Consider the following 25952-nt stretch of genomic DNA (forward strand, 5'->3'; position numbering starts at 1 on the left):
CGATGTCCAAGAAATGGGAGGCAGTTCACTGTCCCCTTTGTGGTGGTCGTTTCGGTCGCAGAGCAAAAAGGCGGGCCATCTCGCAAAAGAGATGACCCGCCTCTCCAATCAGTCCCACGACAACCGTGGCCGCCGCGGGCCTCAAGCATGTCCCGGACTAGGAGAACATACCGGTGAGGTAATCATTCAGCCGCTTATCCTTGGGCCGTTGGAAAATCTCGTCGGTCTCGTCGTACTCGACCATATCGCCCATGTAGAAGAACGCCGTGCGGTTGGACACGCGCGACGCCTGCTCCATGTTGTGCGTCACGATGACGATGGCACGGTCGGCAACGATCGACGACATCAGGTCCTCGATCGCCAACGTCGAGATGGGGTCGAGCGCCGAGCAGGGCTCGTCGAACAGGATCACGTCGGGGTTGAGCGCCAGCGTGCGCGCAATGCACAGACGCTGCTGCTGACCGCCCGAAAGCGCGTAGGCGCTCTTGTCGAGCTTGTCTTTGACCTCGTCCCACAGCGCGGCACCGCGCAGACTTTCCTCGACCATGCGGTCGAGCTCGTCACGGTCGGTGATGCCGTGGCGCTTGGGCGCAAAGGTGATGTTGTCGCGAATGGACTTGCGGAACGGATTGGGCTGCTGAAACACCATGCCAATAGACCGACGCAGCTCGTAGGTGTTCTCGGTCTTGGTGTTCACGTTGCGCCCGCGGTAGTTGATCTCACCCTCCACGCGGCAACCGCGAATCTCGCGATTCATTAGGTTGAGGCTACGCAAAAAGGTCGACTTGCCACAGCCCGAAGGCCCGATGAGCGCCGTGATCTCACCCTTGTGGAAGTCGAGCGACGTATTGTGCAGCGCATGGTGGTCGCCATAGTACACATTGACGTCCTTGGTGGAGACCACGACCTCGTCGCTCACGGCCTTGCCGCTCACGCGAACACGTTTCTCGCTCTCCCCCACGCTCGACAAAAAGTCCTGGGTGTCGGACGATGCCGCCTCGGTTGCGGGCGTCGCATTCATCTCGCTCATTCGGCCGTCATCCTCCTTGCCAGTTGCTTGCCTACGATACGGGCGACTACGTTAAACAGCAGCACGCAAATCATCAGCAGTGCCGCGGTGCCCCAGACGATCTGCTGGGCCTCGGGGCTGCCCTCGCCATAGATCTTGTAGATGTGCACGGCCAGCGACTCGCCGGGACGGAACACGTTCCAGGCGCAGGTGGGGCTCGACAGGTTAAAGCTCAAGAAGTTCAGGCGAACCGGCGAGCTCATGCCCGAGGTAAAGAGCAGCGCCGCGGCCTCGCCAAACACGCGGCCGGCCGAAAGCACGATGCCGGTCACGATGGCGGGCATGGCCTCGGGAATCAGGATGTGCAGTGTGGCCTCCCAGCGAGTGAGGCCCATGGCCAGGCACGCATCGCGCTGGGCCTGCGGCACGTCCTCGAGCGCCTGCTGAATCACGCGCACCAGGATGGGGATGTTGAACATGGTGAGCGCAACGGCGCCGGAGATGATGGAGTACTTCCAGCCCAGCTGCACCGAGAACACCAGAAAGCCGAACATGCCTACGACAATGGAGGGCAGCGAGGACAGCGTCTCGATGGCGGTGGAGGCGATGTCGCGGATGGGGCCGTCCGGCGCGTACTCGACCAGGAAGACCGCGCCGCCCAGGCTGATGGGCACCGAGATACCTAAGGTGATCAGCAGTAGGTAGAACGAGTCGAACAGCTGGTAGAGCACGCCGCCCTGCGTTCCGTTGGCGCGTGCGGGCTGCGTGAGAAATCCCGGCTGGAACAGCGTCGAGATGCCCTCGAACAGAATATAGGCCACCATGGAGACGACGATGAGCATGACGATGGCGACGATTGCCGTCAGCACGCCCGTGGCGATGCGGTCCTGCTTTTGGACACGCCCGAGTCTCGCCTCGTCGATAAGGATGCGCGTGCTAGCCACGAGCCTTCGCCCCCTTGCGGCCGATGAGATGGATGATCAGGATAAAGATGAGACTCATGCCCATCAGCAGCAGGCCGAGCGCCCACAAGACGTCGTCCTGGGCCGAACCCTCGGCATAGACCGCCATGGACGCGGTAAGCGTGGTGGTGATGGTGGACGCAGGCGACAGCAGCGACGTCGGCATGGCTTCGATGCCGCCGATAACCATGCGCACGGCGAGCGTTTCGCCAAAGGCGCGGGTCATGCCAAGGATGACTGCGGTCATGAGCGACGGCATGGCGCTCTTGAGCACCACGTGCCAGATGGTCTGCCAGCGGGTGTAGCCCAGCGCGAGCGAGCCCTGACGGTAGCTGTCGGGCACGGCGCGCAGACCATCGACCGAAAGCGTAGTCATCGTCGGCAGAATCATGACGGCCAGCACGATGGCGCCGGGCAAGATGCCCAGGCCCGTGCTCACGTGGAAAACGCTCTTCATAAGGCCGACGACCACGTGAAAGCCGATCAGGCCAAAGACGACCGAGGGGATGCCGGTCAAAAGCTCAATAAGCGGCTGAAAAACCTTGGAGCCAAACTTAGGCTGAATCTCGACCGCAAAGATGGCAGAGCCGATGGCGATGGGCAGTGCGATGAGCGTGGAGAGCGCCATGACCGCAAACGAGGTGACGATCAAGGGCAGGGCGCCGGTGTAGGGCAGGCCGTTTTCGGCCGTGTTGGCCAGGTCCCACTTGGTACCGGTAAAAAACTCGACGATCGAGACGCCGTCCTTGAAAAAAGCCGAGAGGCCCTTTTGGGCGACCATAAAGATGAGCGCGGCAACGACAAGCGTCACGAGCGCTACGCACGCACCCGTGACGCCCAGGCCCACGTTCTCAAGCTCGCGCTTTGGCAGCTGTTTTGCCATTGCAAACCTTTCCGGGGGCGATTACTTATTTAGCGGAGACCTTGCCACCGGCGTCCTTGACGACCTTCATGGCAGAGACGGGAATAAAGCCCTGCTCCTCGACGAGCTTGCCCTGGACGTCGTCGGAAAGCATGAACTCCAGGAAGGCCTTGGTGGCTTCGTCGGCGTCCTTAGCACAGTACATGTGCTCGGTCGCCCAGATCTTGAAGGAGTCGTCGGTGACGTTTGTGCTCTTGGGCTCGACGCCCTCGACCATGATGGCGTTGAACTTGGAGTCATCGAAGTGCGAGAAGTCGAGGTAGGAGATGGCGTTGTCGGTGCTGCCCATCTGAGTCTGGACATCGCCGGACTTGTCGAGCTCGGCGTCGCCCTTAAAGTCGACGGCCTCGTCGCCAAAGACGGCGGCCTCGAAGGTGGCGCGGGTGCCGGAGCCGGCCTTGCGGTTGAGAACGACGATCTTGGCGTCGTCGCCGCCGAGCTCCTTCCAGTTGGTGATCTGGCCGGAGAAGATACCCTTGAGCTGCTCGAGGGACAGGTCGTCGACCTTGACGTTCTTGGAGACGACGGGGCCCATGCCCACGACGGCGACCTCGTGGTCGACGAGGTTCTTGACCTGGTCGGCCTCGAGCTTGGTCTCGGCGAAGACGTCGGAGTTACCGATGGTGACGGTGCCGGCGGCGACAGCGGTCAGGCCCTTGCCCGAACCGTTACCCGAGCCAGAGACGGAGACGTCCGGGTTGGCATCCATGAACTTCTCGGCAGCAGCCTCGACGAGAGCCTGGAACGAGGAAGCGCCGTCGTAGGTCACCTCGCCCGAGACGGACTCGGCAGCAGCGGCGCTGCCCTCAGCAGCGGTGTTGGCGGCGTTGGAGCCGCCGCAACCAACGAGACCGAGACCGACGATGCTGGCAAGACCACCAGCGAGGCCGAGGAACTGACGACGAGAATAAGCCTGATCGAGCATGATCTTCCTTTCATACATGCGAATCGCGGGCACCCTGCCCGCTTTGCTGTTTGGAAAGATACGGTCTCGATCGGGCGACGACCGCCTTATCTGCGGTTTCTTACGGACATTTGATAGACCCTTACCGCAAGCTCTGCCCAGCCTTTACAAACGGATAACAAACCCGCCACCAAGCATGACCAGCCTTTTACAAGCTAGTCATTGGGGACGTTCTTGTTTGACTAGTCGTTTAAGAACGTTCCCAATGACTACCCAACGAGAGTGGAAATCTCCCATTTCGAGCCTGTACACAGACCAAAAACGGGAGATTATCCACTCTCATTCCGCGAGATGCTAAGTTGTAAAACCGCGTAACCTAAAGCTCGAGTTCGTTCAAACGTAAGATCGCAACGATATAGATCTTGAGCGCTTGCTTGAGCTGTTCCTCGTTGGCGCACTCATTGGGGCCGTGCATCTGGCCGCCCCATGCGGGCAGCTCCAGGCCGGTCTCCTCGGGGCCAAACGAGACGGCGCGGGCAAAGTTGCGTGCGTACGTGCCGCCGCCCATGGCAAAGGGCTCAGCATGCTTGCCCGTAAACTCGTTATAGGTGTCGATAAGCGCCTTCACGGCCGGATCGTCGGCAGAGACCGAGAACGGCACCTTCGCGCGGCCCAAACGGCACGTCACGCCAAAGCGGCCCACGAGCGGCTCGAGCTGCTCGCAAATGGTGTCGGCACTCGTGCTGTCGGGGAAACGCACGTCAATGACCTGCTCGATATGGCCATCCGCCACACGGATGACGCCAGGGTTGCAGGTGAGCGGGCCAAACGCGGGGCTCGTCGCGTCGATACCCAGGCCGCGGCCATAGGCGTCCGCATGCACAAAGGCCAGAAATTTGACAAACTCGTGCTCGGCAGGCGTCAGCAAGCGCTCGTCACGGGCACCAAACGCGTCCTCGGCCTCGCGCAGATACGCCACGATCAGGCCGACGGCATTGATCGTTCCCTCGGGCATCGAGGCATGGCCGCCAATACCGTGGGCGAAAACCTGCGCATGGCCACCCTCGAGCGCCGTGATCTCCAGGCGGTCGGCGTTCTCGACGGGCGCCGGCAGCTCATCGGCGGCAATCGCGAGCTCGCAGATGGACTGCGACGGAATGGCATTGCTCGCCTCGGCGCCGCTCCACGACACGATGCGCCCGCCGTCAATCTTGGGGCTCACGAACGTCGCCCCAAACTGGCCCTTCTCGGCATTGCAGACCGGAAACTCGGCATCGGGCGTAAACAGAAAGTCGGGGTCTGCGTGGTTCTCCAGATAATGGTGAACGTCGGACATGCCCACTTCCTCATCGCAGCCCAGCAGTGCGCGGAAGGTGTAGCGCGGAACAATGCCGTGCTTGAGCAGGTAAGCGCCGGCGTAGAGTGACAGCACCGCCGGGCCCTTGTCGTCAATCACGCCGCGACCGAGCAGCCAGCCCTCGCGGCGCTCCATGGCGAACGGGTCGGTGTTCCAGCCAGGGCCGGCGGGAACCACGTCCACGTGGCAGATAGTCGCGAGCTGCTTGTCGCCGCGGCCCGGGATATCGGCGATTCCCACATAGCCCTCGTCGTCGCTCGTCTGATAGCCGAGCTTCTGCGCAATGCCGAGCGCGCAATCGAGCGCATCACGGACCGGGCGGCCAAACGGCGCGCCGGGCTCCGCATCGGCAGAAACTGCCACGGACGGATAACTCACCAGCTGCTCGATATCGGCGACGACATCATCCCAGACCTCGTCGACATACTCGGCGACGCTCTGCTCCACCTGATTCATGGACGACCTCCTTAGCAATGAGCGACGGGCACGCCCGTCCCTCACATTACGTCATTAGATAGCGAAAAGTTTAGCAAGCTCTGCCACCGAGTGCACCACCGCATCGGCACCCGCTGCCTCGTGCTCGCCCGGCGCCGCCGCGCCCGAATAGATGCCGATGCACGGCACGCGCATCGCGTGCGCGCCCTCCACGTCGTTAAAGCGGTCGCCGATCATCACGGCCTCGTCGGCAGTCGCGCCAAGCGCCGCCAGGGCGTCGCGGACCGAATCGGCCTTAGTCTCGCGTCCCTGCGGCGGATTCATGCCAACCACCGCCTCAAACTGAGAAAGCCCCAGCTCATGCACCATGTCGATACACTTTGCCTCCATGCGAGACGTCGCCACGGCCATGCGATGACCCTGCGCCGCCAAGCCATCGAGCAGCTCGGGGATTCCGTCGAACACGGGATACTCCTCCGGACCCAGCTCGTCAAAAAAGGCACGGTACTCGTCGGCCACCACGAGCGACTCCTCGCGCGTAAAGCCGTAAAAGTCGTGGAAGCTCTTCCACAGCGGAGGCCCGATCATGCGACGCAGGTCACCCATCTGCGCCTCCGAAAACCCGCGCGCGGCCAACGTTTTGCGTGTCGAGGTCATCACCGCCCGACCCGTATCGGCCACCGTGCCATCGAAATCAAACAGCACGACCGGCCGCTCGCAAAGTTGCAATGCCGCCATCGGCACCCCTCTTCCCCAGTTGATGATTTCCACACCACCGCTTCAAACTGTTGACTATTCAACAATTAAACCTAGCAATGTAGAGCAACTCCACTATACTTGTCGCACTTTGCTCTCAGAAGGCGGCGCATGAGCGCCCCAACGAAAGGTGCAACTATGTCTTTTGCCATCATAACCGACTCCACGTCGGACATCTCTCCCGCCCGCGCCCAAGAGCTCGGTATTTACGTGATTCCGCTGCATGTGATTATCGAAGGCGAGGACCTACTCGACCAGGTGCAGATTACCGCTCAGGAGTACGTCGAGCGCATGGCTGGCTCCGAGCAGCTGCCGCACACGTCGCAGCCGAGCGCCGGCGAGTTCAAGGCACTCTTTGACCGTGTGCTCGCCGACGGCCACGATAGCGCGATCTTTATCTCGCTGTGCAGCGAGTGGTCCGCCTGCTATGCCAACGCTTGCCAGGTGGCCGACACCCACGAGCTCGACGTGCGCTGCATCGACTCGCGCACCGGCTCGGGTGCCGAGGGCCTGCTCGTGGAGTATGCGCTCGCCATGCGCGAGGACGGCCGCAGCTTGGACGAGACCGAGGCGCAGATCCGAGCGACCCTGCCCGATGCCCACCTGCTGCTAATTCCCCGCACGCTCGAGAACCTCGTTAAGAACGGCCGCGCGCCCAAGCTCGCCGGCCAGCTGACGCAGATGCTCAACATTCGCCTGGCCGTTTCGCCGGAGTGGAAATCGGGCGAGATCAAGGCCGTCAAAAAGGGCCGCGGCGCCAAGCGCATCGTCGCCAACACCATGGCCGATTGCCTCGCATTTTTGACCGAGCATCCAGGCTCCAGCGTGCGCGTGCTCACAACCGGCGCCGCCGAGGAGCAGGAACTTGTTAACCAGGCGCTCGCAGGCCGGGACTACGTAGACGCCGGCACCGGCCCCATCGGCTGCACCATCGCCACCCACGTAGGCGTGGACGCCATAGCCATCAGCTATTGCCCCCGCTACCAACCCATCCACTAGGGGCACCTTTACCACTTGCGGTGGAATAGGGACTGTTTTTGGCTTATCAGCCGCCAATCAATCCCTATTCCACCGCAACTTGGAAGCAGTTCATTTGGGACGGGGCTAAAAAGACTGGCACGTAACGTTACGCACCGGTCTTTTTAACCCCGTCCCATTTTAGCTACTCTACATCAGCCCGCTCAGGGCAATGTCAACGGCCTCGTTGAGGTCGTCGGTAATGTGTACCAGATCCGGATCGAGCGGGCTAATCATACCGGTGCTCATCACCGGGCCGTTGAGCCAGTCGAATAGGCCCTGCCAGTACTCGGTGCCCACCAGCACGAGCGGCATGCGCTTGACCTTGTGCGTCTGCACCAGCGTGAGAACCTCGAACATCTCGTCGAGCGTGCCAAACCCGCCGGGAAACACAATAGCGCCGGAGCTGTATTTGACGAACATAGTCTTGCGCACAAAGAAGTAACGGAAGTCCATGCCGAGGTTCACATATTTGTTGAGCCCGTGCTCGTGCGGAAGCTCGATACCCAAGCCGACCGACTTGCCGTTGGCGCTCGCCGCTCCCCTGTTGGCCGCCTCCATGACGCCGGGACCACCGCCGGTGATAACCGCCACGCCGCGCTGGGCGATCTTGCGGCCAACGGCGCGTGCCGCCTTGTAGAGCGGATCGGTCTTGGGCGTGCGGGCACTGCCGAAGATGGTCACTGCAGGACCAAGCTCGGCAAGTGCGCCAAAACCATCAACGAACTCTGCCTGAATGCGCAGCACGCGCCAGGGGTCGGTGTGCAACCAGTCGGTCGAGTCCTCGGGCGCCAGCAGGTTGGCGTAGGTGTTGTCCTTGGGAATCATGGGGCCGCGCATGACCACGGGGCCGCGGCGGTACGTCTCGTCGTAGGCAGGCTCGCCCTCGACGTTCTCATTCTTAATCATGGGTACTCCTATCGAGAAAAAGAAAAGCGGGCGGGGTCGACGCCATGCGTCAAACACCCGCCCGAACATCAACTATTCGGTATGGTACCCACGATGCATCAAGCACTTGCAAGCTATCGGTCAGCGGTCGCGCAACCGGTGTCAGCGAATGTGACGACCGGCTGGCGCTCGACCATTGCCGTGCCCACGCTCTGCAAGCGTGTCTGTCGCTCTTAGTAGTCCACCGCCGCAGGGCTGTTCATCCAGTCGCTCACGAACGCGCCGTAGCGGCCCTCGATAATGGCCTGGCGGGCCCGCTGCATAAGGTTGAGCAGGTAGTAGATGTTGTGCATCGAAAGCAGAATGCCGCCGAGCATCTCCTTCTGCGTGACCATGTGACGGATGAGCGCACGGCTGTAACCGCCCGTGCACACCGGGCAGGTGCAGGTGGGATCGATGGGACCGTCGTCGTGCGCAAAGCGAGCGTTGCGGAAGTTGAGGCGACCCTCGCTGGAGAATGCCGTGCCCATACGGCCGGTGCGCGTCGGCAGCACGCAGTCAAACATGTCGATGCCCACGCCAACGCCGCGCACGAGCGTGGTCGGGTTGCCGACACCCATCAGGTAGCGCGGCTTATGCTTGGGCATGTACTCGCTCACGAGCGGCGCCAGGGTCTCGAACATGGTCTCGTGATCCTCGCCCACCGAATAGCCACCGATACCATAGCCCGGGAAGTCGCCGCACTCCTCCAGATGGCGCAGCGAGCGCAGGCGCAGATCCAGGTGCATGCCGCCCTGAACGATACCAAAGAGTGCCTGGTCGTCGCGGGTATGCGCCTTATAGCAGCGCTCGGCCCACATGCTCGACAGCTCGACGGCACGCTCAACGTAAGCGCGCGTGGCGGGATAGCCCGGGCACTGGTCCAGCTGCATGCAGATGTCGGAGCCGAGCTTCATGGCGATTTCCATGTTGTCCTCGGGCGTCCAAAACACGTGGCGGCCGTCGTAATCGTTGACGATAAAGCGCACGCCCTCGTCGGTGAGCTTGACGGCATCGTTGTGGCTGAAGACCTGGAAACCGCCCGAGTCGGTGAGGATGGGGCCGTGCCAGTTCATGAACTTGTGCAGGCCGCCCAGCTCGGCGATGGTGTCCTCGCCGGGACGCATGGACAGATGATAGGTATTGGCGAGCACGATCTGGGCGCCGAGCTTCTTGACAGTCTCGGTAGGAATGCCCTTGACGTTTGCCTTGGTGCCCACGGGCATAAAAATCGGCGTCTCGATGTCGCCGTGCGGGGTGTGCAGTACGCCGGCACGCGCGTGCGTCGTCGGGTCCTCGGCGATCAGGTCGAATTTAAAAAGGTTCTGGTCCATAAACTGGAACTCCTTGGTTGCGGTTCATACGCAAACCATTATACGGGCAACCCGCAAGAAGCACCGACTCGACAGAAACTGGCGCGAGGAGGATACGGCAGGGACACGGCAAATGAGCGTGGATTTTTGGACGCTTACCGGATGAGCGTGGATAATCTCCCACTTTTGCCCAAAGCACAGCCCAAAAACGGGAGATTATCCACTTTCATTCTGCGGGCACTCATTTAAGTACGTCCCCGATGAGTGGAGCTATTTACCAGCCACGGCAACGCCGATATTTTGGCAACGTCAGCGAGCGGGTCGCATTTGAGACAAGGTGCCGTGAAATGAAAGGGCGCTGACCTTCTGGTCGCGCCCTTGAAATTGAACGGCAGATTGTCCAAATGCGGCCCGCGCAGCGTCGGCCGGTCCGCCGTTCGGTAGAACGGCGGAACCCCTAAGGACGCTGGCCCATGCCACCCTCGAGGGTGACGGTCTCGCCGTTCATATACTTAAAGTCGGGACCGCAGAGCTGAACGACCACGCGGCCGATTTCCTTCTCGACGTCGCCGTAGTGGCCTGCCGGCGGCATGTGGACGTTGGCCTTGAACGCCTCGGGATAGGCATCTTGGAAGTTCTCGAGCGCGGCGGTCCAAGCAAGCGGGCAAACGATATTGACGTTGATGCCGTCCTTGCCCCACTCGTTGGCGGCAACGCGAGTCAGACCACGGATGCCCTCCTTGGCGGCGGCATAGCTGCACTGACCATAGTTGCCAAACAGGCCGGCGCCCGAGGCAAAGTTGACCACGGAGCCCTTGGTTTCCTTCAGGTGCGGATAGGCCTTCTGCATGTACAGATAGGTGGCATACAGACCGGAATAAATGGCCAGGTTAAACTGATCCATGGTGTGGTCGGCGATGGTAACACCCGAGGCGCTGGCCTGAGCATTGTTGACGACGGCGTCGATGCGGCCGAACTCCTCAATAGCCTTGTCGATGACGTTCTGGACGACGGCCTCGTTGTCCTGACCAGCCGAGACATCGGCCTGAACAGGCAGAACCTTGACGCCGTACTCGGCCTCGAGGGATTCCTTGGCAGCCTCGAGCTTGGCAACGTTGCGGCCGGTAATGACGAGGTTTGCGCCCTCCTTGGCAAAAGCGATATCGATACCGTAGCCGATGGAGCCAGCGGAGCCGTCCTTGAGCGTGGCCTTGCCACCGCCGGTGACGATCACGGTCTTACCAGTGAAAAGTCCCATATAAAGTCCTTTCAAATCGCGACGGGCGCACCCGCCGACTGCGCGCATCCAAATAAACGCGACAAAAGCTGAAATGCAACTTTAACGGGTTCAAGTGAAAAGAAAAGGCCTCGGCAGGCGAACGGCATAACGTCTTTCGGCGAAGGGATTGTCAAGTACAAACTGGATAAAGTGGCCGAGTTTTTGCTATCGACGCGAGCCATCGAACACGTTTTGAAACTTTGCTGCAGCGCGCGGGATGTCGGCGCGAGACTTTATCATAGGGTGACAAACAACGATGAGGAGCACATGCCTATGACAGACGAGCTGGACCCCCAGACTCAACAGCATATTGATGATTCCGCAGACGTCACTGCAGATGCTGACGCTGTGACCTGCGATGATATTGGCCTCGACGACCCCATCTTAGACGAAAGCGCTACGGCGGAAACCCCCGGCGCCGAAGATGCAGGCGAGCAAAACGACGATGCGCCCGCTCAGGACGACCACCCCGTACAGGATACTGCTCCGCAAGCTGCGGGCCCTATCGAGGTTTCTTCGGAAGAAGAGCTCGACGCCGTCATGGACTCCATGATGGATGCCGTCAAAGCGATGAAAGACGCCGTGGCCGACGCTGACGTTGACGCCGAGGAAGAGGAGGCCGCCGAGGCGGCCTCGACCTTTGTACCCGGCGAGACTCCGGTTGCCGACCAGGGCAGCACCATGCCCTCGTTTCTGCAGCTCGAGCATCCCACGATTGGCGCCGATGCGGTCGACCCGCACGCAGCAGGCTTTTCTGTGATCGAGGGCGGTACCGGCAATATCGCCGTGCCGCAGGCTGCCGATGCGGACGCTGCCGACACCGCTCGCCCGACCGCCCCGCACTCCTCCGCCGCGAGCCGCGATCTGGGGACCGCTGTCTCGAACACTGCGAACGCCGTGGGCACCTTTATCGCCCAGGGCGCCTCGGCCATGCGCGAGATGAACGCCGCGAAAAAGGCACTTACCGATGCCCGCGCCCACCTGGCCGAACTTGAGCAGCGCATTGCCGATCAGGCCGAGGAACTCGAGACGCGCCAGGATATCGCAGGCCGCTACGACCAGATCGTCGCCGACCAGCGTCAGGCGATCGCCACAGCGCAAAAGACCGCTGCGGCAGCCGAGATTGACCGTGATGCCCACGCCGCCAAAGCGACAGAGCTCAATGGTCAGCTCGAACAAATGAAGACAGAGGATGACGCGAGTGAGCTCCGCCTGAAGGCCGCGCTCGACGCCGTGGAGGCCCGCGAGGCGAGCTCTCGCGAGACCGGCAACCGCCTCGTTCGACGTCTTGAGGATTCCAAGCGCATCCGCGACAAGGTGAAGGCCGAGCGAGACGCCGGCATTGCGGCCGCACAACAAACCGTCGACGCCACGCGCGCCCAGCTCGAGACGCTGCGTCATGAGTATGCCGAGCTGCAACGCAATCCCTCGGCAAATCCCGCCAACTATACGGTGCGCACCAGCGAGCTCTCGATGCAGATCTCCGACACGGCAGATGCCCTGCGTAAAGCCGAAGAAGATGTCCCGCGCATCACCGCCGACCTTGAGCACTCGCTTGCCGCAGCCGAGCAGGCCGTCGAGCAGGCTCAAGCCCCCATTGCCGAAGCCAAACGCGCACACCAAGCCGTGACGACTGAGGCCGATGCCGCGCGCGACGAGCTGCAGACGGCGAAAACTGCCGCCACGACGCGCCAGCGCGAACTGCGCGAGAAGATCGCCGCCGAGGACAAGGCACGCCGCGACCAGGAGCAGGCCATCGCCAATGCCCAAGCAGATGCCGCACATGCGCAGTCGATCATCGAACAGGCGACCGAGGTGCACGACCACCCAGAGATCACTGAGTCGCTTGCAGGATCCTTGGCCCGAGACAAAGCCGAACACGCCGAGACCGAGCGAGAAGTCGCCCAGCTCGAGGCCACCGAGGACGCGGTGCGCGAGCGTACCCGCGACTCACGCATCAAATTCACCGGCGCCATCATCTGCATTGTCGCCGTAGTCCTCGCGATCGTCCTCATCTGGCTGTTCGCGAGCAAGTAGTCATTGGGGACGTTCTTAAACGACTAGTCAAACAAGAACGTCCCCAACGACTAGCCCAATGACGAGAGTGGATAATCTCCCACTTTGAGCCCCCAAGCAGGCCAAAAACGGGAGATTATCCACTCTCATTCTGCAGGCACTCATTTAAGTACGTCCCCAATGAGTACCTGCCGATGCTTTGGCAAAGTCAGCGAAAACGCCCCTAAGCGAGCAAGGTGACGTGAAAGAGGAGGGCATTGACCTTCTGGTCATGCCCGACGATTGAACGTCAGATTGCCGCTCTGGCGGATTTGCAGCGTCGGCCGGTTACGTCGTTTGTAAAACGCCGTAACCTACAAAATGAGCATCGCGTCGCCAAAGCTGAAGAAGCGGTAGCGCTCTTCGATAGCAGCGGCGTAGGCATCCATGATCTGGTCGCGGGTGGCAAGCGCGCTCACGAGCATCATGAGCGTGGAGCGCGGCACGTGGAAGTTTGTGATCAGCGCGTCGACCACGTGATAGGTCGATCCGGGCATGAGGTAGAGCTGCGTCGTGGCGTTCTCGCGCACCACGATGTCACCGCGGCCAAGTGTATCGGCCCCGTCCTCGCGGCCCTCAAAATAGCGCGCCGTCACGGCCGGATCGGACACCGGTGCCTCAGCGTCAAAGGCGCTCTCGAGCGAGCGCACTGCGGTGGTACCGACAGCAATCACGCGGTGTCCCTCGGCCTTAGCCTTATGCACGGCGTCGACAACCTCCTGCGACACGTGGTAGCGCTCGGTGTGCATCACGTGCTGCGTGGGGTCGTCCTCCTCCACCAGACGGAAGGTATCGATGCCCACCTCGAGTTCGACGGCGGCAAACTTGGCACCCTTGGCCTCGATGGCAGCCATAAGCTCGGGCGTAAAGTGCAGACCCGCCGTGGGAGCGGCAGCCGAGTGCTCCTCCTTCATGGCGTAGACGGTCTGGTACTTCTCGGGATCGCCCTCGTAATCGGTAATGTAGGGCGGCAGCGGCACGTGACCGGCAGCATGAATGGCCTCGTCGAGCGTGCGCGGCTCGCCGGCGGCATTGCAGCCGGCCGGCTCAAAGCGCACCAGACGGCCTCCGCGGCTGTCGGTGACAAAGTCGACGACCTCGGCCGTCAGCACCACGGGCGCGCCCTCGGGCGCATGGGCGCCGCCGGCGCGATACTCAATCTGAGCACCGGGCTTCAGGCGCTTACCCGGCTTGACCAGGCACTCCCAAACGTGGCCCAGCGGGTCAACATCCTCACGGCGCTTGAGCAGCAGCGTCTCGACCACGCCACCCGAGCCGGCTTTGCGACCGATCAGGCGGGCCGGCATCACACGCGTCTTGTTGATGACGAGCACATCGCCCGGCTCGATATAGTCGATGATGTCGCGGAAGATGCGGTGCTCAACGGTACCGCCGTGCTCCAGCGGCTTCCCCGCCTGGGAGCCTTTGCGATCCACCACCAGCAGGCGGCAGGAGTCGCGCGGCTCGGCAGGAGCCTGGGCAATCAGTTCCTCAGGAAGGTTGTAGTCAAAATCATCGGTACGCATAGACACGTCGGATACTCCTTATATAGCTAAAGTCCGCTCTACATCCTAGCAGGCTGACGTCCCAAATGAACTACTTTTTGGCGGCTTTGCGCTCGTCGCGGATGCGGGCGCGATCCATGGCCGCCTCGACCGCCGAGAAACGGCAGCCGCAATAGTTCTGCCGATACATGCCCAGCTCGCGCGAGCGGCGCGTAGCCTCGGGGTAGTACGGGCGAAAATCGCGAATCACCGGGGTGAGCCCATGGGCGGCCGCCAAACGCTCAAGCACGTCATTGCAGGTATCGAACAGCTGATACGGCGAGACGGCGAGCGTCGTGCCCACAAACTCAAACCCGCGCTCCTGGGCCACGCGGCATGCCTCGGCCAAGCGCAAGGCATAGCACGAGCGACAGCGACGGGGCCGATCGGCACCCAGCGGGGCCACGCCGGCCTCCCAGCGCTCGCGGTCCTCCCCCGCCTCGATGAGCTCGATGTCGCCATCGGCACACCACCGGCGCAGCTCGTCCAGACGCCGCCGCCATTCATCGCGCGGTTGAATATTGGGATTGGTCCAGCAAATCGTGGGCTCAAACCCCTCCTCGCGCAGCAGGCGAACCGGCTCAAGCGAGCATGGTGCACAGCACGCATGCAGCAACAACGACTTCATCGACATCTCCTCACCCGAAAAAGCGCACGCCAAAGGACGTGTCCTCGCAGGCGACAATGCGGCGGTCGCGCAAAATGGTCCGCACGTAATACCAGTCGCCCACACAGCCCGACAAATGCAAGCCGGCCGCCAGGTAGCACAGCAGCGGATAGCCCGAACATGTAAACCCCAGGGCAAACGCCGCCGTCACAATAACCGTCGGCGCCAGGCAAACCGCCATGTACCGCCGGCGCGAATACACAACGCCCTCGGCGCAGGCGTAAATCATGCAGGTTTCGAGATTTGCTCCGAAGGTCACCTGAGCACCAGCAGGCGCAAACAGCTTAAAGAACACCGCGTGCACCAGCTCGTGCACGGCAAATGACGCCGCCGAAACCGCAGCCAAGCCGACTATCCAGCCCACGACAGCCATCCAGCCGCCCGCCTCAGCCGCGTCCAAGTCCGCAGGCCCGCCCAGCAGCATAAACACCGGCACCAGGCACACGGCAAACACCGCGATCACAGCCATCCCCCACACGAAGCAAGCGTGTAGAAAATCCTCGTCCTCAAACGCATGTATGTTGGAAATCTCATTCATAGCATCTTAGGATAGCGCCCCTGCCACGCACCCGCCCGCATGTGCGATAATGTCGAACGATATGCACGAATTGACCACCGCGCCGCCGAACCCCGTGCCCGGCCGCGCTCTTACCTATATGCGAAGGAGTCCCATGGCATCCAAATACTCCATGAACGACCGTCCCAGCTGGCCGCGCCGCGCCATCGTTACCGCCGGCGAGCCCTACGGCAACAAGGGTCTGCACTTTGGCCACGTCGGCGGCGTCTTTGTCCCGGCCGACTTCTTCGCCCGCTTCCTGCGCGACCGCCTGGGCCGCGAAAACGTCATCTTCACCTCGGGCACCGACTGCTACGGTTCGCCCATCATGGAGAGCTACCGCAAGCTCAAGGAGAACGAGGGCTACGACAAGTCCATCGGCGAGTATGTCGAGTCCAATCACTCCCGCCAGGCCGCGACCCTCAACAACTACAACATCAGCTGCGACATCTACGGCGGCTCGGGCCTTGAGCCGGCCGCGCAGATTCACAACGAGGTGACCGCGGAGATTATCAAGCGCCTGCACGAGCAGGGCACCATCTCCAAGCGCTCCACGCTGCAGTTCTACGACGCCAAGGCCGGCACGTTCCTCAACGGCCGCCAGGTGATCGGCCGCTGCCCCATCCAGGGCTGCAAGTCCGAGAAAGCCTACGCCGACGAATGTGACCTGGGTCACCAGTTTGAGCCCGAGGAGCTCATCGCGCCCAAGAGCCAGCTCACCGGCGAGGTGCCCGAGCTGCGCCCGGTCGACAATCTCTACTTTGATCTGCCGGCCTACCTCGACTTTATGAAGACCTATACCGCCAAGCTCGCCCAGAACCCGCAGGTTCGCTCCGTGGTCTCCAAGACCATGGAGGAGTGGCTGCTGCCGGCTCAGCTCTACATCCAGAACAAGTTCCGCGAGGCCTTCGATGCCGTCGAGGACCAGCTCCCCGAGCACACCGTGCTGGAGCCCGAGGGCAACAAGAGCAGCTTTACCGTCACCTTCCCCAGCTGGAAGGAGCGCGACGACGCCCACGCGGTGCTCGCCAACGGCGGCGTGCGCTTCCGCAGCGGCAAGGCGCTCGTGCCCTTCCGCATCACCGGCAACATCGACTGGGGCGTTCCGGTGCCCGAGGTCGACGGCGTGACCGACGTCACCTGCTGGTGCTGGCCCGAGAGCCTGTGGGCGCCCATCAGCTACACTCGCACCGTGCTCGCACGCGATGCCAAGGCCGCCGGCGTGACCGAGGGCGTCGCCGCCCAGGATGCCGCCCTCATGGGCGAGCCCGCCGCCGATTCCACGCAGGTCCCCGCGCCCACCTACCAGCACAGCTCGCTCGACTGGCGCGACTGGTGGTGCTCTGACGACGCGCAGATCTACCAGTTCATCGGTCAGGACAACATCTATTTCTACTGCATCGCGCAAACCGCCATGTGGGAGGCCCTGGGTTGGGACCTTACGCAGAGCACCGTCAGCGCCTGCTACCACCTGCTCTACATGGGCAAAAAGGCCAGCTCGTCCTCGCAGACGCCTCCCCCGCCGGCAGACGACCTGCTCAACCACTACACCTGCGAGCAGATGCGCGCTCACTGGCTGTCGCTCGGCCTGTCCGAAAAGCCAGTGAGCTTTAGCCCCAAGGCATACGACACCCGCGTGACCGGCAAGGACAAGGACGGCAACGAGGTGTGCGCCTGCGACGACAAGCGCGTCATCGATCCGGCCCTTAAGGAGAGCGCCCTTTTGACCGGCGTGTTCAACCGTCTGGCCCGCAGCTGCTTCTACGGCGTCGCCGTCAAGGAGGGCGACGAGAGCCCCTACCGCAACGGCTGCATCCCCGCCGGTGCCGCTTCTGACACCGTGGTCGAAGCCGCCCAGCAGGCAGCCCTCGCCTTTGAGCAGGCCATGTACAAGTTCGAGACGCACCGCGCGCTTGCCGTGTGCGACGACTACCTGCGCGCCGCCAACAAGCGCTGGAGCGATGCCTCCAAGGCCGCCAACAAGCTCGAGGGTAACGAGGCAAACGCCGCAATGACGCAGGCCCTCGTCGACGCCTTTACCGAGCTGCGCGTGGCGACCGTCCTGATGCACGGTATCGTCCCGGCCGGCTGCGAGCTCATCTGCGAGTACTTCGACGTTGACCCGGTCGCCTTCTTTAGCTGGGACAGCATCTTTGCCTCCACGGACGAGTTCGTGGAGATCCTGGGCGAGAAGCCCGGCGAGCACCGCGTGAAGCCGCTACCCCCGCGCTTCGACTTCTTCAGCAAGCACGAGAGCCAGTACTAAAGCACGCCAGCAGCGGCGTGCCCGGAAAGTAGTCAATTTGGGACGGGAAGGAAAGACGGATGTCCAAGCCGCGTCGTCGTAAGCAGAAAAAGCAGGTCAAGGCCGAGCTCAAGCTCAGGCAGTTTGCCGCCACCGAGCTTTCCGACCAGCTTGCCGCCCAACCCTCCGCCGCCGACCTGCCGCGCTTTATGGTCGACACGGTCGCCGGCGCCTATGCCCCCACTGACGCTCAGCTCATGATCGAAGGCTTTGGCGCCGCAGCCACACGCCCAGTCACACTGCGCGCCAACACGCTCAAGGCAACCGCCGAGGACATCGGCGCCGCACTCGACGAGGCCGGCATCGCGCACCAAACCGTTACCTGGTATCCGGACGCCTTCATCCTGCCCGAGGCCCAGGTTTCCGACCTGTGGGACCTCGACATCTACCGTGACGGCAAGATCTACCTGCAGAGCCTGACGTCCATGATGCCGCCGTTGGTCCTGGGCGCCCAGGCAGGCGAGGACATCCTGGACATGTGCGCGGCCCCCGGCGGCAAGACGACGCAGATCGCCGCCCTCACGCAGGGCCAGGCGCACCTTACCGCCTGCGAGATGAGCATTCCCCGAGCCGAGAAGCTCGAAGCCAACCTCCACCGCCAAGGCGCAAAAAACGTGCCCGTCATGCGTATTGACGCACGCGAGCTCGACGAGTTCTTCCGCTTTGACCGTATCCTGCTCGACGCTCCCTGCACCGGCACGGGCACCGTCATCAGCGGCAACGAGAAGAGTCTGCGCGGCCTGACCGAGCAGCTGCTTTGCAAGTGCGCCCGCTCGCAGCGAGCACTTCTGGACCGCGCCATGGGTGCCCTCAAACCGGGCGGCACGCTCGTCTATTCCACTTGTTCGATTATGCCGCAGGAAAACGAGGACGCCTTGCAAGAGGCCCTCGACAAGCACATGGACTGCGAGCTTATCCCCCTCGATGGCACGCCGAGCGAAAGTGAGGCACGCCGCGCCCAGGAAGCTGGCGAGAAGCCGCGCATCGAGTCCAACGCCCTGACCGAGGCCATTGCCGCGGGTCAGGTATCGGCCATCGCCAACGGCCTGCCCGGCACGCTCACCATTCCGCCCAGCCGCGAATTTGAGGGCTTCTACATTGCCCTGATCCGAAAACGCAGCTAGCGTACGGATCCAAAACTCAACAAGCTATCTCCGTGCGCGTTTGTCCTGCTGGTCGCGATGCTGTTTAAGCATCGCGCGCTCCTTGCGTTCGGCCCTTTTGCCCTTAATGGCCGTGACCACAAAGTAGATGACCGCGGCGGCAACGATTGCGCCCACGCATAGGCCAATCGAGCCCAACATTGCCGAAAATTCCATACCGCGTCACCTCTCTTTTAAACGGGACTTTCAAGATAGCACCTCGATCCCCGCCACCACAGCTCCTTCACGTTCGCCGCCCTTCGGTCTAACGGAGGACGCGGCGGGGAAAAATCAACTCGTCAAACGATTTAGCAAGCACAACGCTGCCGGCACCCTGCCGGCCGTCATCACATAGAATCGAGCCTCCATGGATACCCTCAACGATCTAAATGAGCGCGTCGACGCCTTCGTCGGCACCAGCTCCTTCGACACGCCTGCCGCGGCAAACGACCAAGCCCCCATCGATGTGCCCGCCGAGGTTCACGAGGACATTGTCGCCTCGGTCGATTTCTCCGAGGTCGAGCTCGCAGACGAGTTCACCGAACCCCAGGTAGCCGTGACCCCCAACGGACTGCTTCCCATGGAGCCGCTGCCCATCGACGGGCGCCTGCGCAAGGCGGCCCTTCGCATGCCTGACGAGATTGAGGAGGCCAGCGGCTTCACGCTCTTCGGCCGTCGTATCAAATCGCTCATCTACACCACCGACGTCGCGGTCATCCGCAACTCCAATGCCGATGCCGTCTTTGCCGTTTACCCCTTCACGCCGCAGCCGGCCATTACGCAGGCGCTGCTGACCGTCGCCGAGTGCCCGGTCTTCGTAGGCGTGGGCGGTGGCACCACCACCGGCAAGCGCTCCGTTCAGATGGCAGCCGTCTCCGAGATGCAGGGCGCGGCGGGCTGTGTGGTCAACTCCCCCGCCACCGCCGAGATGGTCGAGCACATCACCAACATCGCCGACATCCCCGTCATCGCCACGGTCGTACGTTGCGACGACGATGCTCACGCAAAGGTGCGCGCGGGCGCCAAGATTCTTAACATCGCGGCCGGCAAGAACACGCCACAGGTCCTGCGCGAGCTGCGCGAGCACTATCCCAACCTGCCGCTCATCGCACCGGGCGGCAAGACGCCCGAGAGCATCCGTGAAACCATCGCCGCCGGTGCCAACGCCATCATCTGGACGCCGCCTTCGGCCCAGCAGCTGCAGACCGACATGATGCAGCGCTACCGCAAGATGAAGGAAGACGCCACGCCCGTCATCTCGCACGACGATGTACCCATTATCGACCAGGTTGCCGCCGCCGAGGTCAGTCAGGTCGAGAACATGAATCCCGACGTGCCGATTCCCGACGAAGTCATCGAGCGCGTTGCTTCGATCCACGATCATATCGAGGAGCGTCGCGCCAACCGTGGACTCAAGCCCTCGCTGCACGGCTTCTTCTTCCGCGGAAAGAAACGCTAGCAAAACATCCTGGCCCGCCCCACAAACGTGAGGCGGGCCGTTTTCGTTTGAGCAATCATGCGGCGATGTGATGGGGCAAATTAATCCACGCGCTTGTCGCCCATAAAGAAGAGCGCCACCGTACCAGGTCCGGTATGCGAGCCAATCAGAGTACCGATGTTATTAATCTCAATCTTGCCTTTAAGCTGCGGAACCTGTTCCTCAATCAGCGCCGCAACTGCCTCGGCATCCTCGCGGCACGCCGAGTGCGACATGATGCACTTACCCGAATAATCCGCACCGTCCTGCACGTGTGCCATCATGGTCTTAGCCATCTCGGAAATCGCGCGCTTCTTAGTGCGAATCTTCTCACGTGGCGACAGCTTACCTTCGCAATCGACCGTCATAAGTGGGCAAATCTTAAGCGCCGTGCCGATGATTGCGCTCGCAGCCGAAATGCGACCGCCGCGCAGGTAGCTCGACAGATCGGTCGAGAAGAACCAGTGGTGCAGGTTGAGTTTGTGCTCCTCGATCCAGGCGGCCGTCTCGTCGAGTGAAGCCCCGCTATCGCGCACGTCGGCGGCACATTCCGCCAGCAGGCCAAAGCCCGAAGACGCTGCCAGCGAATCGATGACGCGCACCTTGCCGCCCTGGGGATAGCGATCCGCGAGCATCTGCGCCGCAACGCAGGCCGATCCATACGTGCCCGAAATACCCGACGACAACGTCAGGTGCAGCACGTCTTTACCCTCGGCAACAAACGGCTCCCAAAACTCCTCGTACTCGCCCACGCTCACCTGAGACGTCTTGGGCATGGCGCCTGCGGCAATCTGGGCAAAAAACTCGTCCGGCGTAATCGACTGATACAGATCGTCCGTATAGACAACATCGTCGATCTCGTAATGAAAACACACGACAGGGATATTGCGCGACGCAAAGAACTCACGGGTTCGGTCGGCGGCGGATTCACAGGTCAGGACAAAATCACTCATATGAGGCTCCTTACTCATTGCTGCGCAAATTATCGCACAGTGAGCCTACATACGGTACATATGTCCACTATTTACCAAATCGAACCAAAAATAGCGAACATCTTTACCACCATCGTCTCCACCGGGCCCACGCATAAATATCTGAGAAAACACCTTCTGTCGTCTCCACTCAACCGCCATATCTACCTCAACTAAATCGATTTACCAAACCGTTCAGCCGACAATTCAGCCGCTGGCGCAAAATCGAAACAAAAGCGGCGCATACTGATAAACGTTTGACGCTGTTTATCAGTTTTACCAACCCCATCGGAAGGTGTTTCATGGTCGCATTCGATCGCAATCCGCAAGACTTCAAGTATCTGCGTCTGCTGTCGAAACAATTTCCCACCGAGCAATCCGCGTTTACCGAGATCATCAATCTCTCGGCCATTCTCAACCTGCCCAAGGGCACCGAACATTTTATGAGCGACGTGCATGGCGAGTACGAATCCTTTATGCACATCCTCAACAACTGCTCGGGCGTCGTGCGCGAGCATGTCGACGAGATCTTTGGCGACACGCTCACCTTTGACGAAAAGGGCGAGCTGTGCACGCTCATCTACTATCCGCGCGAGAAGATCGACCTGGTCCGCAGCCAGCGCGAAGACTCGCCCACCTGGTACAAGACGATGCTTGATCAGCTCATCATGGTTGCCCGCTCGCTTTCGAGCCGCTATACGCGCTCCAAGGTGCGTAAGGCCATCCCACGCGATTACGCCTACATCATCGACGAGCTGCTACACACGCATCCGGACGAGAACAACTATCGCGTGCGCTATCACGAGCGCATCGTGGAGTCCATACTGGAGACCGCCAGCGCCGACGACTTTATCGAGTCGCTTGCCTCGCTCATCAAGCGCCTGGCCGTCGACCACCTGCACCTGGTGGGCGACATCTTCGACCGCGGCGGCGGCGCGGCCAAGATTATGGACCGCCTGCTCACCTACCATTCGCTCGACATCCAGTGGGGCAACCACGACCTGCTGTGGATGGGCGCTGCGGCCGGTGAGCCCGCCTGCATCGCCACGGTGCTGCGCAACAACCTACGCTACGACAATTACGAGATCCTGGAGAACGAGTACGGCATCTCGCTGCGTGAGCTTGTCGCCTTTGCCGATGCCACCTACACCGCCGGTGAGTCCATCACCCCGCTGATCAAGGCCATCAACGTGCTGCTCTTTAAGCTCGAGGGTCAGATTATCCAGCGCCACCCCGAGTTCGACATGACCGACCGCCTGCTACTCGACAAGATCGACCACGACGCCGGCACGGTCACGCTCGCCGACGGCAGCGTGTGGCCGCTCACGACCAACGACTTCCCCACCGTCGACCCGACGGACCCCTATACGCTCACGCCCGAGGAGCAGCACATCATCGACAAGCTCGTGTCCGAGTTTATCACCGCCGATCACCTGCATCGCCATATCGATTTCCTCTATTCCCACGGCTCGATGTACAAGGTCGCCAACGGCAACCTACTGTTCCATGGCTGCGTGCCACTCAACGAAGACGGCACCTTTAGCAGCATGAAATGCCTGGGCACCTGGCACGCTGGCCGCGATTATCTCGATTTTTGCGACCACATCGCCCGCCGCGCCTGGCGCGTGGGCGACCGCGACGCTCTCGACTGGATGTGGTACCTGTGGATTGGCTTTAACTCACCCGCCAGCGGACGCCTGGTGCGCACCTTTGAGCGCGCCTATATCGCCGATAAGAGCACCTGGGTCGAGCCGATGGACCCGTACTTTACGCTTACCAAGTCGCCCTCGGTCTGCGACGACATCATGCGCGAGTTTGGTGTCGCGCCCATGGCATGTTCACCGACCGGCCACATCATCAACGGCCACACGCCCGTTAAAACCACCAAGGGCGAGCAGCCCATCCGCGCCGAGGGCAAGCTGCTGGTCATCGATGGCGGCTTCTGCCGCGCTTACCATCCCAAGACGGGTATCGCCGGCTATACGCTCATCTCGAGCTCGCGCGGCTGCCGCCTCAAGTCGCACCGGGCCTTTACGACGGTTGCCGAGGCACTCACACGCAACGTGGACATCGAGAGCGAGACCAATCGTTTTGACCAAGCAGACCGTCGCCGCATGGTGAGCGACACCGATTCCGGTGTCAAGATCCGCAGCCAGATCCAGGACCTGCGTCAACTGCTCGATGCATATAGAAACGGTGCTATCGAGGAGCGCGCCTAGCACCACCCGCGGGGATTGGCTAAACTTGCTGAGTTTGTCATCCCCGCGGCGCTTCGGCGCCACCTTAAGGCAGGTACCATGCAAAAGCTCCTCGCGCAGATCATGAAGTTTGGCGTCGTCGGCGTCATTGCCACGGTCATCGACTTTGGCATTATGAATCTGCTCCACTACGGTCTGGGCCTCAACATCCTAATCGCCAACACCAGCGGCTTTATCATCTCACTCATCTTTAACTACCTCGCCAGCATGAAGTACGTGTTTGCGCACAAGGAGGGCATGAGCCGCCGCCGCGAGTTCATTATCTTTGTCGTGCTGTCCGTGATCGGCCTGGTACTCAACGACGCTATCGTGTTGACACTCAACGCCGGTCTGGGACTCGAGGCCAATATCGCCAAGATCTGCGCCACCGCGCTTGTCATGGTCTACAACTTTGTGACCCGAAAGATCTTCCTGGAAGGCGACGAGACCAAGTAACTCGCAACCTTACAGCTTTACGATGCCCACGGATGACGCACGTCGAGCGCTGTGTCGTTCGTGGGCTTTGCTCGTTTACGGGCAAATTTTCAACGTTTGCGGATTAGCTCTTGAAAATTTGGCGAGTTCGTATAGTTCTTGGCAAGGACCTTACGTTTCCCTTGCAAAAGCTCTAAAGTATCCTCTGCTCGATTCATCAACGCATTGGATGTGATTACGTGCGCAAGGCACTGGCACAACCTCATACCAAGCAGTTCCTCAAGTTCGCTGTCGTGGGTCTTATCTCCTTTGGCATCGACTGGGGTATGCTCATTGCGCTCGTCGAGCTGTTTCACCTCGACTTTTTGATGAGCACCACGGTCTCGTTTACCACGTCCGTCGTGGTCAACTACTGGCTCAGCATGAAGTACGTGTTCGACCATCGCGAGGGCATGAGCCGCAAGCGCGAGTTCACGATCTTCACCATCCTGTCGGTGATCGGCCTGGGCCTCAACGACCTGTACATGTTTGTGGGCGTCACGTTTTTGAGCATCGGCTACCAGGCCATGAAGGCCATCGCCACGTTCCTCGTCACCTGGTACAACTACTTCAGCCGCCGCTTCTTCCTCGAGGGCGCACGGTCGTAGTCGATTCGCTATTTGCTTGAATGTATAACCGGTTGGAATTCCCATTCCAACCGGTTTTTTGTTTGCCGAGAGACCCGGCGACCCAATCCCATTCGCATGAAAAACGGGCGGCCCGGATGTCTGTCGGAACCGCCCGTCTGGCGCGCTATGTCGAAGCCTCTAGCCTGTAACGTAATACCAGACCACGTTGTCGCCGTTGGAGAGAACGTAGTTGCTGCAGGCCGTCATGGGCGTTGTGCCGTTGACGGAGTACATCCAGCCGCTCGTGCCGCCGTACTGTTTCTCGGCCAAACCACCAATCGCAGAAACATACGTGCCGTACGACGAGCCATGTGCGTTGACAGAAAGGCCCAGCGCGCACAGGGCATCGTAGACGGTAGCGCCTTCGTTAAAGGTAAAGGTGCCACCAGAAGACACAGGATTGCCCACAGCGCTCGATGTGACCGAAACCGTCACCGTTACGTAGCTGGACTCCTGCGAGCCGCCCTGGCCGCCCGAGGAGGCGTTTCCACCATTAGAGGATGAGGCTCCATCAGACGACTGGCCACCGCCAGACGCATTGGAAGTATCACCGACTCCCGTATTTTGGGCAGCGGATTTATCGCCAGACTTCTTGCCGTCCTGGTCCTCGGACTTCTTGTTATCCGAGTTCTTGTCCGATTCCTTGTTTGAAGACTCGGAATCGTCCTTGGACTTGGACTCATCTTTTGCGTCATTCGATGACTTGGAGTCCTCGGAACTGGCCTCGCCCGAAGCCATAGTCGAGCCAGACGCCTTGGTGTCCTTGGTGACGACGCTCTCCCCCGTCACGGCCTGAATGATCCAGTCGATGGACCAGGCGCCGCTCTCGGAAGGATGGACGAAGCCCAGCGAGACGACGATCAGAATGGTGCACGCGGCAGTCAAAACGCCAAGGAGCGCCTTGCGACGAGGGGCGGACGCCGCCGAAGCGGCGCCCTGTTGCTTTGCATCGTCGAACTGAATGAACGAGGAATCTGGTTGCTTGGGGTCAGCGTCCTTGGATTTATTGGACAC

23 protein-coding genes are annotated in these 25952 nt (G+C 61.3%); 8 read left to right on the plus strand and 15 right to left on the minus strand.

Annotated elements, in window-relative coordinates:
- Window positions 1–157: 157 nt before the first annotated feature.
- The 6 genes from pstB to DWV58_RS08010 all read right to left on the minus strand — a co-directional run bounded on the left by pstB (window position 158) and on the right by DWV58_RS08010 (window position 6327).
- Window positions 158–1030, minus strand: coding sequence for a phosphate ABC transporter ATP-binding protein PstB (pstB, locus tag DWV58_RS07985; protein ID WP_199586048.1), 873 nt, complete (start codon window positions 1028–1030; stop codon window positions 158–160).
- Window positions 1027–1953 (minus strand): phosphate ABC transporter permease PstA, encoded by a 927-nt coding sequence (gene pstA, locus DWV58_RS07990; RefSeq protein WP_199586050.1) that lies wholly within the window; start codon window positions 1951–1953, stop codon window positions 1027–1029. Before pstA ends, pstB begins: the two co-directional genes overlap by 4 nt.
- Window positions 1946–2854, minus strand: coding sequence for a phosphate ABC transporter permease subunit PstC (gene pstC, locus DWV58_RS07995; protein ID WP_117776759.1), 909 nt, complete (start codon window positions 2852–2854; stop codon window positions 1946–1948). The genes pstA and pstC overlap by 8 nt, the downstream gene beginning before the upstream one ends.
- 25 nt (window positions 2855–2879) lie before the next feature.
- On the minus strand, window positions 2880–3818 hold the full coding sequence (locus DWV58_RS08000; protein ID WP_117776760.1) for a phosphate ABC transporter substrate-binding protein: 939 nt from the start codon (window positions 3816–3818) through the stop codon (window positions 2880–2882).
- A gap of 355 nt (window positions 3819–4173) precedes the next feature.
- The gene (locus tag DWV58_RS08005) at window positions 4174–5610 is read right to left on the minus strand and encodes a M20 family metallopeptidase (RefSeq protein ID WP_117776761.1); all 1437 of its coding nucleotides are present in this window, start codon (window positions 5608–5610) and stop codon (window positions 4174–4176) included.
- A 54-nt stretch (window positions 5611–5664) separates the two neighbouring features.
- Window positions 5665–6327, minus strand: coding sequence for an HAD hydrolase-like protein (locus DWV58_RS08010; protein WP_117776762.1), 663 nt, complete (start codon window positions 6325–6327; stop codon window positions 5665–5667).
- Window positions 6328–6483: 156 nt separating this feature from the next.
- Between DWV58_RS08010 and DWV58_RS08015 the strand changes: the two genes are divergently transcribed.
- Window positions 6484–7344: a DegV family protein gene (locus DWV58_RS08015; protein WP_158564547.1), complete on the plus strand. Its 861-nt coding sequence runs from the start codon at window positions 6484–6486 to the stop codon at window positions 7342–7344.
- Between the two features lie 168 nt (window positions 7345–7512).
- Here the strand turns inward: DWV58_RS08015 and DWV58_RS08020 are convergent, their stop codons facing one another.
- The 3 genes from DWV58_RS08020 to DWV58_RS08030 all read right to left on the minus strand — a co-directional run bounded on the left by DWV58_RS08020 (window position 7513) and on the right by DWV58_RS08030 (window position 10860).
- Entirely contained in the window at window positions 7513–8271 is a 759-nt protein-coding gene (locus DWV58_RS08020; protein WP_117776764.1) for a TIGR00730 family Rossman fold protein, read from the minus strand.
- 212 nt (window positions 8272–8483) lie between these two features.
- Window positions 8484–9623 (minus strand): tRNA guanosine(34) transglycosylase Tgt, encoded by a 1140-nt coding sequence (gene tgt, locus DWV58_RS08025; RefSeq protein WP_055250876.1) that lies wholly within the window; start codon window positions 9621–9623, stop codon window positions 8484–8486.
- Between the two features lie 436 nt (window positions 9624–10059).
- Complete coding sequence (locus DWV58_RS08030) at window positions 10060–10860, minus strand: SDR family NAD(P)-dependent oxidoreductase (RefSeq protein ID WP_006235414.1); 801 nt, start codon at window positions 10858–10860, stop codon at window positions 10060–10062.
- Window positions 10861–11154: 294 nt separating this feature from the next.
- On the opposite strand from DWV58_RS08030, the gene DWV58_RS08035 reads away from it, so the two are divergent.
- Window positions 11155–12918: a hypothetical protein gene (locus DWV58_RS08035; protein WP_117776765.1), complete on the plus strand. Its 1764-nt coding sequence runs from the start codon at window positions 11155–11157 to the stop codon at window positions 12916–12918.
- A gap of 332 nt (window positions 12919–13250) precedes the next feature.
- Here DWV58_RS08035 and queA read toward each other — a convergent pair whose 3' ends face one another.
- The 3 genes from queA to DWV58_RS08050 all read right to left on the minus strand — a co-directional run bounded on the left by queA (window position 13251) and on the right by DWV58_RS08050 (window position 15685).
- A complete protein-coding gene (gene queA, locus DWV58_RS08040) occupies window positions 13251–14462 on the minus strand; it encodes a tRNA preQ1(34) S-adenosylmethionine ribosyltransferase-isomerase QueA (RefSeq protein ID WP_117776766.1) in 1212 nt (403 codons plus the stop codon).
- A gap of 70 nt (window positions 14463–14532) precedes the next feature.
- Window positions 14533–15108, minus strand: coding sequence for an epoxyqueuosine reductase QueH (locus DWV58_RS08045; RefSeq protein ID WP_117776767.1), 576 nt, complete (start codon window positions 15106–15108; stop codon window positions 14533–14535).
- A 10-nt stretch (window positions 15109–15118) separates the two neighbouring features.
- A complete protein-coding gene (locus tag DWV58_RS08050) occupies window positions 15119–15685 on the minus strand; it encodes a DUF3267 domain-containing protein (RefSeq protein ID WP_117776768.1) in 567 nt (188 codons plus the stop codon).
- A 133-nt stretch (window positions 15686–15818) separates the two neighbouring features.
- Between DWV58_RS08050 and DWV58_RS08055 the strand changes: the two genes are divergently transcribed.
- On the plus strand, window positions 15819–17969 hold the full coding sequence (locus DWV58_RS08055) for a methionine--tRNA ligase (RefSeq protein WP_117776769.1): 2151 nt from the start codon (window positions 15819–15821) through the stop codon (window positions 17967–17969).
- A gap of 59 nt (window positions 17970–18028) precedes the next feature.
- On the plus strand, window positions 18029–19132 hold the full coding sequence (locus DWV58_RS08060; protein WP_117776770.1) for an RsmB/NOP family class I SAM-dependent RNA methyltransferase: 1104 nt from the start codon (window positions 18029–18031) through the stop codon (window positions 19130–19132).
- 24 nt (window positions 19133–19156) lie between these two features.
- Here the strand turns inward: DWV58_RS08060 and DWV58_RS09885 are convergent, their stop codons facing one another.
- Window positions 19157–19327: a hypothetical protein gene (locus DWV58_RS09885; protein WP_158550943.1), complete on the minus strand. Its 171-nt coding sequence runs from the start codon at window positions 19325–19327 to the stop codon at window positions 19157–19159.
- Window positions 19328–19517: 190 nt separating this feature from the next.
- On the opposite strand from DWV58_RS09885, the gene DWV58_RS08065 reads away from it, so the two are divergent.
- Window positions 19518–20609: a hypothetical protein gene (locus DWV58_RS08065; protein WP_117583993.1), complete on the plus strand. Its 1092-nt coding sequence runs from the start codon at window positions 19518–19520 to the stop codon at window positions 20607–20609.
- Between the two features lie 80 nt (window positions 20610–20689).
- Here DWV58_RS08065 and DWV58_RS08070 read toward each other — a convergent pair whose 3' ends face one another.
- Window positions 20690–21580, minus strand: coding sequence for a DegV family protein (locus DWV58_RS08070; protein ID WP_117634925.1), 891 nt, complete (start codon window positions 21578–21580; stop codon window positions 20690–20692).
- A gap of 320 nt (window positions 21581–21900) precedes the next feature.
- Here DWV58_RS08070 and DWV58_RS08075 point away from each other — a divergent pair, with 320 nt between their 5' ends.
- The 3 genes from DWV58_RS08075 to DWV58_RS08085 all read left to right on the plus strand — a co-directional run bounded on the left by DWV58_RS08075 (window position 21901) and on the right by DWV58_RS08085 (window position 24917).
- On the plus strand, window positions 21901–23817 hold the full coding sequence (locus DWV58_RS08075; protein WP_117776771.1) for a fructose-1,6-bisphosphatase: 1917 nt from the start codon (window positions 21901–21903) through the stop codon (window positions 23815–23817).
- Between the two features lie 78 nt (window positions 23818–23895).
- Complete coding sequence (locus DWV58_RS08080) at window positions 23896–24291, plus strand: GtrA family protein (protein WP_117776772.1); 396 nt, start codon at window positions 23896–23898, stop codon at window positions 24289–24291.
- A 218-nt stretch (window positions 24292–24509) separates the two neighbouring features.
- Window positions 24510–24917, plus strand: coding sequence for a GtrA family protein (locus tag DWV58_RS08085; protein ID WP_055250894.1), 408 nt, complete (start codon window positions 24510–24512; stop codon window positions 24915–24917).
- Window positions 24918–25076: 159 nt separating this feature from the next.
- Here the strand turns inward: DWV58_RS08085 and DWV58_RS08090 are convergent, their stop codons facing one another.
- Window positions 25077–25952, minus strand: a complete 876-nt coding sequence (locus tag DWV58_RS08090; protein WP_233540543.1) for a DUF4430 domain-containing protein — start codon at window positions 25950–25952, stop codon at window positions 25077–25079.

The organism is Collinsella sp. AF11-11 (genome assembly GCF_003465485.1).
Taxonomy (GTDB): domain Bacteria; phylum Actinomycetota; class Coriobacteriia; order Coriobacteriales; family Coriobacteriaceae; genus Collinsella.

What these genes read in the sequence shown, in the direction of transcription:
- DWV58_RS08080 (WP_117776772.1), top strand. Translation starts at nt 23,896, where the DNA reads ATGCAAAAGCTCCTCGCGCAGATCATGAAGTTTGGCGTCGTCGGCGTC.
- DWV58_RS08000 (WP_117776760.1), bottom strand. Translation starts at nt 3,818, where the DNA reads ATGCTCGATCAGGCTTATTCTCGTCGTCAGTTCCTCGGCCTCGCTGGT.
- queA (WP_117776766.1), bottom strand. Translation starts at nt 14,462, where the DNA reads ATGCGTACCGATGATTTTGACTACAACCTTCCTGAGGAACTGATTGCC.
- DWV58_RS08060 (WP_117776770.1), top strand. Translation starts at nt 18,029, where the DNA reads ATGTCCAAGCCGCGTCGTCGTAAGCAGAAAAAGCAGGTCAAGGCCGAG.
- DWV58_RS08070 (WP_117634925.1), bottom strand. Translation starts at nt 21,580, where the DNA reads ATGAGTGATTTTGTCCTGACCTGTGAATCCGCCGCCGACCGAACCCGT.
- DWV58_RS08045 (WP_117776767.1), bottom strand. Translation starts at nt 15,108, where the DNA reads ATGAAGTCGTTGTTGCTGCATGCGTGCTGTGCACCATGCTCGCTTGAG.
- pstC (WP_117776759.1), bottom strand. Translation starts at nt 2,854, where the DNA reads ATGGCAAAACAGCTGCCAAAGCGCGAGCTTGAGAACGTGGGCCTGGGC.
- DWV58_RS08035 (WP_117776765.1), top strand. Translation starts at nt 11,155, where the DNA reads ATGACAGACGAGCTGGACCCCCAGACTCAACAGCATATTGATGATTCC.
- DWV58_RS08030 (WP_006235414.1), bottom strand. Translation starts at nt 10,860, where the DNA reads ATGGGACTTTTCACTGGTAAGACCGTGATCGTCACCGGCGGTGGCAAG.
- DWV58_RS09885 (WP_158550943.1), bottom strand. Translation starts at nt 19,327, where the DNA reads ATGGAATTTTCGGCAATGTTGGGCTCGATTGGCCTATGCGTGGGCGCA.
- DWV58_RS08050 (WP_117776768.1), bottom strand. Translation starts at nt 15,685, where the DNA reads ATGAATGAGATTTCCAACATACATGCGTTTGAGGACGAGGATTTTCTA.
- DWV58_RS08015 (WP_158564547.1), top strand. Translation starts at nt 6,484, where the DNA reads ATGTCTTTTGCCATCATAACCGACTCCACGTCGGACATCTCTCCCGCC.
- DWV58_RS08065 (WP_117583993.1), top strand. Translation starts at nt 19,518, where the DNA reads ATGGATACCCTCAACGATCTAAATGAGCGCGTCGACGCCTTCGTCGGC.
- DWV58_RS08020 (WP_117776764.1), bottom strand. Translation starts at nt 8,271, where the DNA reads ATGATTAAGAATGAGAACGTCGAGGGCGAGCCTGCCTACGACGAGACG.
- DWV58_RS08010 (WP_117776762.1), bottom strand. Translation starts at nt 6,327, where the DNA reads ATGGCGGCATTGCAACTTTGCGAGCGGCCGGTCGTGCTGTTTGATTTC.
- DWV58_RS08005 (WP_117776761.1), bottom strand. Translation starts at nt 5,610, where the DNA reads ATGAATCAGGTGGAGCAGAGCGTCGCCGAGTATGTCGACGAGGTCTGG.
- DWV58_RS08075 (WP_117776771.1), top strand. Translation starts at nt 21,901, where the DNA reads ATGGTCGCATTCGATCGCAATCCGCAAGACTTCAAGTATCTGCGTCTG.
- DWV58_RS08055 (WP_117776769.1), top strand. Translation starts at nt 15,819, where the DNA reads ATGGCATCCAAATACTCCATGAACGACCGTCCCAGCTGGCCGCGCCGC.
- tgt (WP_055250876.1), bottom strand. Translation starts at nt 9,623, where the DNA reads ATGGACCAGAACCTTTTTAAATTCGACCTGATCGCCGAGGACCCGACG.
- pstB (WP_199586048.1), bottom strand. Translation starts at nt 1,030, where the DNA reads ATGAGCGAGATGAATGCGACGCCCGCAACCGAGGCGGCATCGTCCGAC.